This is a genomic window from Paraburkholderia sp. Ac-20340, from assembly GCF_017104965.1.
Taxonomy (GTDB): Bacteria; Pseudomonadota; Gammaproteobacteria; order Burkholderiales; family Burkholderiaceae; genus Paraburkholderia.
Window position 1 is genome coordinate 30,953 of the sequence record NZ_JAAGPR010000025.1, and the last position, 12,368, is coordinate 43,320.

The following is a 12,368-nucleotide window of genomic DNA, read 5'->3' on the forward strand; positions in this document are numbered from 1 at the left end:
AGCACGCGCATCACGCCTCGATCCTGAAGCGCGACACGCCGGTGCGCAGTTCGTTGGCCACGAGCGTCAGATTGTCGATGGCCTGCGACGACTGGCGCAGCGATTCGGCCGTCTGCTGCGCCGCTTCAGACAGTTGCGTGAGCGCCTGGGTGATCTGCTCGGCGCTGGTGGCCTGGGCCTGCATGCCGTCGTTGACCACCTGGAAGCGCGGCGCGAGCGTCTGCACCGCGCCGATGATCTGCGAAAGCTGCGCGCCCACCGCCTGGACGTCGTGCATGCCGCGACGCACTTCCTCGGCGAACTTGTCCATGCCCATCACGCCCGCCGATACCGCCGACTGGATTTCCTTGACGGTCTGCTCGATGTCGTAGGTCGCCACGGCGGTTTGATCGGCGAGACGGCGGATTTCGGTCGCCACCACCGCGAAGCCGCGGCCATATTCACCGGCCTTTTCCGCTTCGATGGCGGCGTTCAGCGACAGCAGATTGGTCTGATCGGCCACCTTGGTGATGGTCGCCACCACCTGATTGATGCTGACGGCTTTTTCGTTGAGGATCGCCAGCTTGGCGTTCACCGAACCCGCCGCTTCCATCACGCTGCGCATGGTGTCTTCCATGTGCGTGAGGCCGCTCTGGCTGGTCGTGGCCAGTCCCGCCGACTGTTCGGCCACGGTCGCGACTTCGCCCATGGTGCGCACGAGGTCGCGCGCGGTCGCGAAAATCTCGCGCGAAGTCGCGCCGATTTCGGTCGTGGTGGCCGCCGTTTCGCTGGCCGTGGCCTGCTGTTCCTTCGACGTGGCGGCCACTTCGGCCACCGAGGTCGTCACTTGCAGCGACGACTTCTGCGCCTGGGCGACGAGGCTCGCGAGTTCGTCGCTCATGCGGTTGAAACCGTCCTCGAGCACGCCGAATTCGTCGCGGCGGCCCAGGTCGAGGCGTTGCGCGAGATTGCCCATGCGCATGGCGTCGTGCACTTCGACGAGGCGCGCCATCGGCCGCGTGATCGCACGATGCAGCATGTAACCGGTCACCAGCGCGGACAGCAGCACGAAACCGAGCGCCGTCGCCAGCGTGATTTCGGTGCCCGTCACCGAATCGCGGATGGCCTGCGCGGAGAGATCGGCCTGCTTGCGGTTTTCTTCGACGAGCGTGTTCGCGGCCGTGATGACCTCGCGCCACGTGGCGTCGAGTTGTACGAACTGCGTCTGCGCCGCGCTGCGCTGGGCCGGCAGGTTGCGCACCACGCCCATCAGCAGCGGCAGGTAGCGCGCGTAAGCGTCGCGAAAGCGTTGATAGCGCGCACGGTCGACGTCGCGATACACCGAAGCTTCGTAATGGGTGGCGTTCTGCTCGACCTGGGCCACCGAATCCGGCAATTGCCCAAGCACGCGCGCGATGCCCGCTGCATCGGGTTCGACGAAGGCGGCGCGCTCGACCAGGGTGTAGGTCTGATTCGCGGCGGCGCGCATCGAGGTGGCGTAGAACAGGCCCGGCACGGAATCGTGCGTGAGGCTCAGGGCTTCGTCGTCGATGGCGCGCAGGCGCTCCCAGGAAATCGCGGCGGTCGCCAGCATCAGCACGAACAGCAGGCCGAAGCTAAGAACGATGCGCGTACCGAGTGTGTAGCGACCCTGGGTCTGACGTGGCAGTCCGGCGGTACCGGAACGGGGCATGGCAGTGCTCATTACGCGTGGGCTTATCCGGTTGGCGTGAGCCGGCGCCGGGCGCGCACAACGTCGTCAGACCGGAAACCACCGGTAGCAATGACGCGAGCGGGCGCACGGCACGGGCAAGGCCCGCGCATGCGGGCTTCCGGGCCGTAGTGTAATGCGTTTGCGCACTTTTATGGGATGAGGGAAGTCGGGGATGTGCTAGACGCGCCGCGTGCCGATAACCGGGCGGCGCCTTCCCTGCCGCAAATGGCTCAGGCCGACTTGCGCACGAAGCGCGTGACCGCGTCCACCACCATCTCACGATGCCGCGCGCGCAGACGCGGATGCGACGGATCACGCCCGAACGCCGCGCCGAAGGTATGGCGGTTGCCCACGCGATGAAAGCACATCGAGCTGATCAACAGATGCAGGTCGATCGGGTCGATATCGTCGCGGAACAAGCCGGCGCTCACGCCGCGCGCGAGCAGATCCTCGATCGTGCGGATCGCGCTGGCATTGCGGGTGCGGAAGGTCTTGAGGCGCTCGATGTACTTCGCGCCGTGGATGTTCTCGATCGTCACGAGGCGCACGAAATCGCGATGGCGGTCGTGGTAATCGAAGGTGAATTCGACCAGACGCTTGAGGCCTTCGTCGGGATTGAGTTCGTCGATATGCAGGTCCTGCTCCAGCGCCCGGATGTCTCCATAAACCTTGTCGAGCACCGCTTCGTACAGCCCTTCCTTGCTGCCGAAGTAGTAATAGAGCATGCGCTTGGTGGTGTTGGTGCGCTCGGCGATGGCGTCGACACGCGCACCAGCCAGGCCCATCGCCGAAAATTCGGCGGTTGCCACTTCGAGAATATTGCGTTTGGTCTGCTCGGGATCGTACTTGCGCCGGCTTTCGGATTGAGCGTCGTTACGTTCGGCCGCAGCCGCCGGTCTTGCCATAATTATTCTGTGGACCGCGAGTAAGGAAGGGATTCAGCCGATTCTAGCATGGCCCCCTGCCGGGCTTTGCCGGGCCGCTTTGACGGGCGGCCTGGCCGGTCTGCGGGCCCGGGAGACGAAAAACCGGCGGCGCGCGAACGCAGGCCGCCGGTCCAGACCGCTACCTCAAAGCTCGATACGTTTGATGTCGCCCACCACGAAGATGTACGACGCCGCGCCCAGCAGCGCGATGGTGCCGATGAACGCCAGCGCCCACACGAACGAGCCCGTCGCTGCCACGATCATGCCCACGACCAGCGGCGTGATGATGCCGGCCAGATTGGCGGCCAGGTTGAAAATGCCGCCCGTGAGGCCCAGCATGCCGGCCGGCGCGATGTCCGACACCAGCGTCCAGCCCAGTGCGGCCATGCCCTGGGCGAAGAACGCCACCGAGAGAATCGCGATCACGGCCACATTGCTTTCGACGAAGTTGGCCGTCACGATGCTCGACGCCAGCAGCAGACCGGCGATGATCGGCAGCTTGCGCGCCACGTTGGCCGAGATGCCACGGCGCAGCATCCAGTCCGAGAACGTGCCGCCGAACATCACGCCCACCGAAGCGGCGATGAACGGCATGATCGCGAAGAAGCCGATCTTGAGCCAGCCCATGTGGCGCTCGGTGGCCAGATAGGTCGGGAACCAGGTCAGGAAGAACACCAGCGTCGAGTTGCCGGCGAACTGGCCGAGGCAGATGCCCGCGAGCTGACGCTTGCGCAGCAGCTTGCCGGCCATGCGCCAGTCGAAGCCGCCCTTGGCCGGCTTGCCTTCCTGCTGGGCCGCGTCGGCCTTGCGTTCGTGCTTCGCCAGGCCGCCGCCCGCCTCGATATAGTCGAGTTCCGCGCGGTTCGCCGCCGGGTGCTCGTGCGGTTCGCGATAGAACGCCCACCAGACGAAGCCGAAAGCGATCCCCACGGCGCCCACCACGTAGAACAGCGAGCGCCAGCCGTAAGCGCCCATCAGCGCGAACAGGAACGGGCTGAAGAACGCGAGGCCGATGTACTCGCCCACCGTGTAGGTGCCGGTCGCGAAGGCGCGTTCCTGCTGCGGGAACCACGTTGCCACGACGCGGCTATTGGTCGGGAAGCACGGCGATTCGGCCGCGCCCAGACCCAGCCGGCAGGCGAACAGCGCGCCCACGCTGCCAACGAACCCCTGCACCAGCGTGCAGAGCGACCAGAGCGTCATCGACAGGAAATACGTGAGCTTGCTGCCGAAGCGGTCGAGAAACACGCCGCCCGGAATCTGCGCGACCACGTAGCTCCACGAGAACGCCGAGAACACGAGGCCCATCAGCGCGGCGTTGATGCCCAGTTCCTTGGTCAGCTGCGGCGCGGCGATACCGAGCACCGTGCGGTCCAGGTAGTTGATCATCGTGCCGATCGCCAGCAGCCCGAGGATGCGATAGCGCGCCTTCGAGCGGCGCAGTGCGCCCTGTGCCGGTGCGGCAGCGACGCCCGGCGCGTCGCGCCCGGTGGATACGGGTGGTGCCATGTCTGTCTCCTGAACCTGAATGTGCCCGTAGAGGCGCGTAGTGGTCTTTGTTATTGGCTGGCGTCCAGCGCCAGCATTGCCTGCAAATGCGCGTACATGCGCTCTGCGTCGGGTTCCATGCCCGTGAACAGCCGGAACGCGTCGACCGCCTGATACACCGCCATGCCGCCGCCGCTGAGCGTGCGGCAGCCGCGCGCTTCGGCGGCTTCGAGCAAGGCCGTGCGGATCGGGAAATAAACGATGTCCGCGACCCACAGGCCGGCGTGCAGATACTCGGCCGGCAGCGGCAGGCCGGGCAGCTTGGCCATGCCGGTGGGCGTGCAGTGAATCAGGCCTGTGGCGCCGGCAAGCGTCGATTCGAGCGTGGCGCTCGTGCCCGCGCTCACGCGCGCCGCAGGAAAGCGCGCCTGCAATTCGGCGGCCAGCGACGCTGCACGGTCGTTATCGACATCGAACAGCGTGAGCGCGCGTGCGCCCATCTGCAGCGCTGCGTGCGCGACGGCCGCGCCCGCGCCGCCCGCGCCCAGTTGCACGACCGCTTCGAGCGAGACATCGGGCAGGCCGCGCTTGAACGCGGTGGCGAAACCCGACCAGTCGGTGTTATGGCCGATGCGCTTGCCGTCACGGAACAGCACGGTGTTGACGGCGCCCAGCGCGCGCGCATCGTCGGAGAGTTCGTCGAGCAGCGGAATCACCGCCTGCTTGCACGGATACGTAATATTCAGGCCGTCGAAACCCATGCGCTGCGCCGACTGCAGCAGCTCCGGCAGATCGTCGATCGAAAGGCCAAGCGGATCGAGGTCGATGCGGCGATACACCGTGTTATAGCCAAGCTCGCGCCCTTCCTTCTCGTGCATCGCGGGCGTGAGCGAACCGGCAATCCCCTTGCCGATCAGCCCGCAGAGAAACGAGCGCGGTTTGAGTGTGGAATTCGTGCTCATTACGCCCCCTTCTTCGCCGATTGCTGCGCCAGCAGCGTGGCCATGCGTTCGAGCGCCAGCACATAACCCTGGGTGCCGCAGCCGACGATGATGCCCGACGCCACCGCCGAAACATACGAGTGGTGACGGAATGCCTCGCGTTGGTGCACGTTCGAAATATGGACCTCGATCACCGGCTTGTCGACGGCGGAAAGCGCGTCGGCGATCGCCACCGAGGTATGCGTGTAAGCAGCAGGATTGATGACGATGCCGTCCACCTGCGTGCGCGTTTCGTGCAGCCAGTCGATCAACTGATGCTCGGCGTTCGACTGACGAAAGTCGATCGCGAGATTCAGCCGCTCGCCGGCTTCGCGGCAGCGCTGCGCCACGTCGTCCAGCGTTTCAGCCCCATAAAACGCGGGTTCCCGCGTTCCCAACAGATTCAGATTGGGTCCATTGAGGACCAGCACCGACGGCAATTGCATTACACGCTCCACTACGACGTCTCGACAGGCATGGTCTATGCACATATTCGAACCGCATGAATCCATGTGGCCAATGCGCACATCCAACGCATGGCCGCCAGTGTGCCGCGCGACCCTGCCCCAGTCACCTGGGGTTTCCCAGAATTTGTACTAACTGGTTAGTTTTATTATCCTTGCGACACTCCTGCGGCTCGGACCGTCCTCGAGAGGACAGCCGATCCGCGCCGCAGGTCCTATGCTTAACGTTATTGCCGCAGCCGCACCACGCCATGTCCAAGACGCCCCAAGCCCCAGCCATCGCCCCTCTCTGCCGTTCGATCGCGACCGTATCGATCAGCGGCACGCTCGCGGAAAAGCTCGCCGCGATCAGCGCCGCCGGCTTCACGGGCGTCGAGATCTTCGAAAACGACCTGCTCTATTTCGAAGGCTCGCCCGCCGACGTGCGCCGTATGGCCGCCGATCACGGCCTCGCCATCGTGCTTTATCAGCCGTTCCGCGACTTCGAGGGCGTGAGCGCCGAGCGTCTCGCCCGCAACATCGAACGCGTCAAGCGCAAGTTCGACGTCATGCACGAACTGGGCGCCGACCGTCTGCTGGTGTGCAGCAATGTCTCGCCCGACTCGATCGGCGACGACGCGCTGTCCATCGACCAGCTTGGCGCACTCGCGCGCGCCGCCGAGCAGGCCGGCGTCGTGACCTGCTACGAAGCGCTGGCCTGGGGCCGCCACGTGAGCACGTATCGCCACGCGTGGAAACTGGTCGATGCGGTAAATCATCCGAACCTTACGCTCGCGCTCGACAGCTTCCATACGCTCTCGCTCGACGACACGCCGGACGCGATTGGGTCGATTCCGGGCAATCGCATCGGCTTCGTGCAGATCGCCGACGCGCCGAAAATGCAGATGGATGTGCTCGAATGGAGCCGCCATTACCGCTGCTTCCCGGGTCAGGGCGACTTCGCGCTCGCGGACTTCACGGCGCAGGTGGTCAAGAGCGGTTATCAGGGCCCGCTTTCGCTCGAAATCTTCAACGACGGCTTCCGTGGCGCGCCGCCCGCCGCGACCGCCGCCGATGGCCATCGTTCGCTGCTGCTGCTCGAAGAACTCACGCATCAGGAGCTCGCTAAAGCAGGCGATAAAGCGGGTTCGACGCTTTACACGCCGCCCGCCGCGCCCGCGCATACGCAGTGGCAATTCCTCGAATTCGCCGTCAACGATGCCGCGCGCGAACACCTCGCCGATTTGCTCGGCAAGCTGCATTTCCGCCGCGCCGGCCAGCATCGCTCGAAGGATGTGACGCTTTATCAGCACGGCACCGCAGCCATCGTCCTGAACGCCGAGCCCGATTCGTTCGCCGATGCCTTCTTCCAGCGCCACGGTCTGTCGCTGTGCGCGTCCGCACTGCACGTGGACAATGCGGGCCACGCGCTCGAACGCGCGGCCGGATTCGGCTATCAGCCGTTCTCGGGCAGCGTGGGGCCGAACGAGCGCATCGTGCCCGCCGTTCAGGCACCGGACGGCAGTCTTAACTACTTCGTTAACGAAGAGCCCGGCAAGCCGACGCTGTTCGAAGCCGATTTCGTGCTCACCGATGTGGACGGTCCGACCGAAGTCGGCCCGATCACCGGCATCGATCACGTGAGCCTTTCGCTGCCCGCCGGTTCGTTCGATTCGTGGGTGCTGTTCCTGAAATCGGTATTCGGTCTGCAGGCCACCGCCGCCGTGCTCGTGCCCGATCCTTATGGTCTGGTGCGCAGCCGCGCCCTTTTCAGCGCCGATCGCGGCCTGCGTGTGGTGCTCAACGCTTCGGTCGATCAGCACACCGCTGCGGCAGAAACGGTGCGCGCGTATCACGGCACGGGCCTCAATCACGTGGCGTTCAGCACCGGCGATATCTTCCGCGCGGTCACGGAATTCGAAGCCGCCGGCGTGCCGCTGCTGCGCGTGCCTGCGAATTATTACGACGATCTGGACGCGCGTTTCGCGCTGCCCGCCGATTTTCTCGATGCCCTGCGCGAGCACAACCTGCTCTACGACCGCGACGAAAACGGCGGCGAATTCCTGCACGCCTACACCGAAACGCTCGACCAGCGCTTCTTTGTCGAACTGGTCGAACGACGCGGCGGATACGACGGCTACGGCGCGCCGAACGCCGCCGTGCGTCTGGCCGCGCAGGCGCGCCAGCGTGCCCGTGCGGCGCGCGAACAGGCTGAATAAGTCAAATCAGAAAGCCTTAAAAAAGACACGTTCAATACGAGCCTTCATAAAGAAGGCCATACCGAACCCAAAGAGCCTGAGACCCTTGCGCCGTTCACGCGGCGCACCCCGCGCAAATTTTGCGCGGTTCGATTTAAAACAATAAGCAATCCTGCCTTTTATTGGAGACGCACAACGATGAAGAAAACTGCCTTCGGCCCCGGTATTTTCCTGACGGCGGGCGCCGCGCTGATCGCCAATCCCGCCTTCGCCCAGAGCAGCGTCACGCTGTATGGCGCTGTCGACGACGCCATCACCTACGTCAACAACCAGAACGGTCACTCGAACGTCTACCTGCGCCAGGGTAACGTTTATGCCTCGAAATTCGGCCTGCTCGGCAAGGAAGATCTCGGCGGCGGCACCTATGCGATCTTCGATCTGCAGAACGGTTTCGATCCGAACACCGGCGCGCTGCAGTCGAGCGGCCTGCTCTTCAACCGTCAGGCTTATGTCGGCCTGAAGAACAACAATGCGGGCACCTTCACGCTCGGCCGCCAGTACACGCCGTATTACCAGTTCGTCGGCCCGCTCACGGGCAGCAACTGGCTGACCGGCGCGACGGGCGCGCACCCTGGCGATATCGACGGGCTCGATACCACCGTGCGTATCAATAACTCGGCGATCTATACCTCGCCGGTGTGGTACGGCCTGCAGGCCAGCGCCATGTACGCGTTCGGCGGCATCGCGGGCAGCACCGGCAAGGGACAGACGTGGAGCGCGGCGCTGCGCTACAACAACGGCCCGATCGCACTCGCGGCCGCTTATCTGCGCATGGATAACGCCGCGCTGACGAGCGGCTTCGACACCTCGTCGACGGCGAGCTTCGGCAAATCGTCGCTGAATACGGGCTATGTTTCGGCGCGTGCGGTGCAGCACATCGCCGTGGCGGGTAACTACACGATCGGCAATCTGATGCTGGGCGCGTCGTATTCGAACGTCGAATATCTCGCGGGCGGCAAGTCGCTGTTTGCCGATACGGCCGTGTTCAACACGTGGGCGGCGCTCGCCACGTACCGCTTCACGCCGTCGTTCGACGTGGGCGGCGGCTTCGCTTACACGATGGCGTCGAAGGCTAACGGCATCACCAGCGCGGCGCGCTACGAGCAGGTATCGCTGAAAGAAACCTATCACCTCTCCAAGCGCACCTCGCTCTATGCGCTGCAGGGCTATCAGCACGCGAGCGGTCAGACGCTGGGCGCGAATGGCGGCGGCGACATCGTCAACGCCACGCCTTCGGTGGGTGATTCGCAGAACAGCACGCCGTCGAGCACGCATTCGCAGTTTGTCGGCATGGCGGGTATTGCGCTGCTGTTCTGATGCCGGCGTGAGGCAGGACTGATGCACTTCGAATAGCCCGAAGTGCATCGACACACCACGCGTCAATACGACGCAAAAGCCGCGGCGGCCGCTTCTGGCGGGCGCCGCGGCGCAGCGCGCCATGGCAGCGCGTGCGTCCTGGCGCAGCCGCGCCGCGCGTTGTGCGACACTGTCGCGTCTCGAAACGACACGCTCGAATAGCAGCGTGTCTGACGCGCCCCGCCTTCTTTCACGCACGCGGCCACGAGGTTTGCAAATGAGTTTGCAGACCGCATCGCCAGCGTCACGTTTTCCCGGCACAGCGCGCGAGGCTCACGAGCCCAACTCATAGCGCACTCACATGCCGGACCTTCCCCTTTCCCCCTTAAGCGCGGTGCACCCTCGCCGACGCGGCCTCGCCGTCACGCTGTTTTTTCTGATCATCGCGATCGGCGCGATCTATGTTATCGATCATCTGTTCCTCGATCTGCGCGAGGTGCAGGAAAGCTCGGCGTTGCCCTTTGTGTTGCTGGGCGTGGCGCTCATCATCGCGCTGGGCTTTGAATTCGTGAATGGCTTTCACGACACCGCCAATGCCGTCGCCACCGTCATCTATACGAACTCACTCGAACCCCATATCGCCGTGGTCTGGTCGGGTGCATGGAATTTCCTCGGCGTGCTGGTGTCGAGCGGTGCGGTTGCCTTCGGCATCCTGCAACTGCTGCCCGTCGAACTGATTCTGCAGGTGGGCAGCAGCGCGGGCTTCGCGATGGTGTTTGCGCTGCTGATTGCCGCGATCATCTGGAATCTGGGCACCTGGTATTTCGGCTTGCCTTCTTCGAGTTCGCATACGCTGGTGGGCTCGATTATTGGCGTGGGCATCATGAATCAGTGGATCAGCGGGCCATCCGGCACCTCGGGCGTCGATTGGGCGCAAGCGGCCGGCGTAGGCAAGGCGCTGCTGTTCTCGCCGATCATCGGTTTTCTGCTTTCCGCGCTCGCGCTGGTCGCGCTGAAATTCATGGTGCGCAAACCCAGTCTCTACCGTCAGCCAGAGCCGAACAAACCGCCGCCGTTCTGGATTCGCCTGCTGCTGATCGGCACCTGCACGGGCGTGTCGTTCGCGCACGGCTCCAACGACGGCCAGAAAGGCATGGGCCTGATCATGCTGATCCTGATCGGCGTGGTGCCGACAGCCTACGCGCTCAACAAGGCCGTCACGCCTGGCGAAACCGAAGTCTTCGTCGCCGCCGCGCGCGCCGCATCCATTACGCTCGTGCACTACGCGCCCGAAACGCCGCCCGACAATCCGCGTGCCGAAGTCGAAGCCTATGTGCGTACGCACAAGTTGCAGCCTGCGACGCTGCCCGCGCTGCGCGCCTTGACCGATACGATCGCCGATCAGGTGAGTCTGTCCGGTTCGATGGCACAAGTGCCGCAAGTGATCGTCGATAACGTGCGCAACAATATGTACGTCGCCTCCGAAGCGATCCGGCTGATGGAAAAAGCGAAAAGCCCCGCGTTTTCCAGCGCGGATGCCGCAACGCTCGACGGCCTGCGCAAACAGATGGACCACGCAACCAAATTCATTCCCACGTGGGTGAAAGTGGCCGTGGCGATTGCGCTGGGATTAGGAACGATGGTGGGATGGAAACGCATCGTCGTCACGGTGGGCGAGAAAATCGGCAAACAGCATTTGACCTATGGTCAGGGCGCATCCGCCGAAGCCGTCGCCATGCTCACCATCGGCATGGCCGATATCTACGGCTTGCCCGTTTCCACGACGCACGTGCTGGCTTCGGGCGTGGCGGGCACCATGGCTGCGAACGGCTCCGGGCTACAATGGTCGACCGTGCGCAATCTCGCGCTGGCCTGGGTGCTGACCTTGCCCGCTTCGATTGCGCTCTCTGCCGCGTTGTACTGGGTATTTCGTCAGGTGTTCTGAACAATCGATATCGCGCGTTTATATGCGCCCGGCGATATCGGCTTCAATACGCCAGCGCAGATCGCGCACGACCTGCGCGGCAGGCACGAGCCACCAGGTCGGCGCCTGAACGCCGAAATCCCACGCAATACGCGTTGCGCCCGCTCCAGCGGCCTGCGCACGGCAACGGAACCGCACGGCCTGATTCGCTTCGCCTTCGCCGTGCGGTCGGGTCGAATAGCGCAACACCGCATCGATTTCGAAACCCGAATCGCCGGTGGAAAGCGCGCCGGTCTCGATCTGCCACGCCGCGCCGTGACGGCTCGTACCGCGCAATGACGTCGTCACGCGCAGCCAGGTTTCCTGCACGGGCAACGGCACGCCATGCACGCGGCCCGCTCCATCCGCGCGATGCAAGGTGCGCTGCGCCCAGGCGAAACCGCCCGCCAGCACCGCGCCACTGCTAATCAACAACGTTTGCAGAAACACCGCCAGCCAGCGCCACGAACCCGTCATATCGAATACGCTAAAGACAATCCGGTGCGCCGCCACGAACAGCACGATCAATACGAATACCGCACCGCTGAGCGTCATCAGCCAGCCACGCGAAGGGTCGTCGAAACGCGAGAAAAAGAAATGGCGGATGGGATGCGATTTCGTGGGCGCGAAATCGCTTTCGGCTGGCGTGGCAATGCCTGCTTCATAGCCATGCGGAGCGTCGTAATCGGAAGCCGAATTCGAACTAGCGTTTGAAGCAGAAAACGCCTGCTTCTGTTCGTTCCAGTCCGCGTGCGCTTCCCGCTCGCGCGAAGCGTCGTCACGCAGACGCACGATGTCGCCGATCAAACGCTCGCGCTCGTTCTGCATGCGCGCAATTTCGGCGAGGGTGCGTAGACGCTCGCGCTGAAGATTGTCGAGGTCGATGGAAAGGCGCTCGCGGCGCATCTGCAATTCGCGCACCTGTTCGAGCGCGCGCCCGCGTTGCGCGTCGCTGAGCGCATATCCGCTCGACGGCGCTTCATGATGCGCGGCCCAATAAGCCTCCAGCACTTCGCGCGCTTCCTTGATCCTCTTGAACTGCTCGTCGGCCCAATGCAGCGACGCAGCGGTCGGATGCCGCCATTTGTCGGGATGGAATATTTGCGCGAGTTGCCGATAGTTGTGTTTGATATCGGCCGCGCTGGCACCAGGCTCGAGGTCGAGCCGGTAATAAAGGCGATCGTAGTCTTCGTGTGTCCTTGGGTCGGGAGCGGACATAACCTAACTATCTAAAAGAGTTATCACTGGCTTTGTTCAGTCGAATCGCCACGCGCCGCGCGTCGATTTAATCTAACAAGGTATATCACGCCTACGCTGTCTG

At 64.0% G+C, this 12,368-nt stretch carries 9 protein-coding genes; 3 read left to right on the forward strand and 6 right to left on the reverse strand.

What is annotated here, in order from left to right; genetic code table 11:
* Positions 1-10: 10 nt before the first annotated feature.
* The 5 genes from G3N59_RS25970 to aroQ all read right to left on the reverse strand — a co-directional run bounded on the left by G3N59_RS25970 (position 11) and on the right by aroQ (position 5,533).
* Positions 11-1,684: a methyl-accepting chemotaxis protein gene (locus G3N59_RS25970; protein ID WP_205985677.1), complete on the reverse strand. Its 1,674-nt coding sequence runs from the start codon at positions 1,682-1,684 to the stop codon at positions 11-13.
* 239 nt (positions 1,685-1,923) lie between these two features.
* On the reverse strand, positions 1,924-2,598 hold the full coding sequence (locus G3N59_RS25975; protein ID WP_205985678.1) for a TetR family transcriptional regulator: 675 nt from the start codon (positions 2,596-2,598) through the stop codon (positions 1,924-1,926).
* A gap of 165 nt (positions 2,599-2,763) precedes the next feature.
* A complete protein-coding gene (locus G3N59_RS25980) occupies positions 2,764-4,128 on the reverse strand; it encodes an MFS transporter (RefSeq protein WP_205985679.1) in 1,365 nt (454 codons plus the stop codon).
* Between the two features lie 50 nt (positions 4,129-4,178).
* Positions 4,179-5,069, reverse strand: a complete 891-nt coding sequence (locus G3N59_RS25985; protein WP_205985680.1) for a shikimate dehydrogenase — start codon at positions 5,067-5,069, stop codon at positions 4,179-4,181.
* Positions 5,069-5,533, reverse strand: coding sequence for a type II 3-dehydroquinate dehydratase (gene aroQ / locus G3N59_RS25990; RefSeq protein ID WP_205985681.1), 465 nt, complete (start codon positions 5,531-5,533; stop codon positions 5,069-5,071). Before aroQ ends, G3N59_RS25985 begins: the two co-directional genes overlap by 1 nt.
* Before the next feature lie 269 nt (positions 5,534-5,802).
* Between aroQ and G3N59_RS25995 the strand changes: the two genes are divergently transcribed.
* From G3N59_RS25995 to G3N59_RS26005, 3 genes are all read left to right on the forward strand, one after another.
* Positions 5,803-7,749: a sugar phosphate isomerase/epimerase and 4-hydroxyphenylpyruvate domain-containing protein gene (locus tag G3N59_RS25995; protein WP_205985682.1), complete on the forward strand. Its 1,947-nt coding sequence runs from the start codon at positions 5,803-5,805 to the stop codon at positions 7,747-7,749.
* A gap of 177 nt (positions 7,750-7,926) precedes the next feature.
* Positions 7,927-9,105, forward strand: a complete 1,179-nt coding sequence (locus tag G3N59_RS26000; RefSeq protein WP_205985683.1) for a porin — start codon at positions 7,927-7,929, stop codon at positions 9,103-9,105.
* 340 nt (positions 9,106-9,445) lie between these two features.
* The gene (locus tag G3N59_RS26005) at positions 9,446-11,029 is read left to right on the forward strand and encodes an inorganic phosphate transporter (protein ID WP_205985684.1); all 1,584 of its coding nucleotides are present in this window, start codon (positions 9,446-9,448) and stop codon (positions 11,027-11,029) included.
* Between the two features lie 18 nt (positions 11,030-11,047).
* On the opposite strand, the gene G3N59_RS26010 is transcribed toward G3N59_RS26005, so the two are convergent.
* A complete protein-coding gene (locus G3N59_RS26010) occupies positions 11,048-12,265 on the reverse strand; it encodes a J domain-containing protein (RefSeq protein WP_205985685.1) in 1,218 nt (405 codons plus the stop codon).
* Positions 12,266-12,368: the final 103 nt, after the last annotated feature.

What these genes read in the sequence shown, in the direction of transcription:
- G3N59_RS25975 (WP_205985678.1), bottom strand. Translation starts at nt 2,598, where the DNA reads ATGGCAAGACCGGCGGCTGCGGCCGAACGTAACGACGCTCAATCCGAA.
- G3N59_RS25985 (WP_205985680.1), bottom strand. Translation starts at nt 5,069, where the DNA reads ATGAGCACGAATTCCACACTCAAACCGCGCTCGTTTCTCTGCGGGCTG.
- G3N59_RS26000 (WP_205985683.1), top strand. Translation starts at nt 7,927, where the DNA reads ATGAAGAAAACTGCCTTCGGCCCCGGTATTTTCCTGACGGCGGGCGCC.
- aroQ (WP_205985681.1), bottom strand. Translation starts at nt 5,533, where the DNA reads ATGCAATTGCCGTCGGTGCTGGTCCTCAATGGACCCAATCTGAATCTG.
- G3N59_RS26010 (WP_205985685.1), bottom strand. Translation starts at nt 12,265, where the DNA reads ATGTCCGCTCCCGACCCAAGGACACACGAAGACTACGATCGCCTTTAT.
- G3N59_RS26005 (WP_205985684.1), top strand. Translation starts at nt 9,446, where the DNA reads ATGCCGGACCTTCCCCTTTCCCCCTTAAGCGCGGTGCACCCTCGCCGA.
- G3N59_RS25995 (WP_205985682.1), top strand. Translation starts at nt 5,803, where the DNA reads ATGTCCAAGACGCCCCAAGCCCCAGCCATCGCCCCTCTCTGCCGTTCG.
- G3N59_RS25970 (WP_205985677.1), bottom strand. Translation starts at nt 1,684, where the DNA reads ATGAGCACTGCCATGCCCCGTTCCGGTACCGCCGGACTGCCACGTCAG.
- G3N59_RS25980 (WP_205985679.1), bottom strand. Translation starts at nt 4,128, where the DNA reads ATGGCACCACCCGTATCCACCGGGCGCGACGCGCCGGGCGTCGCTGCC.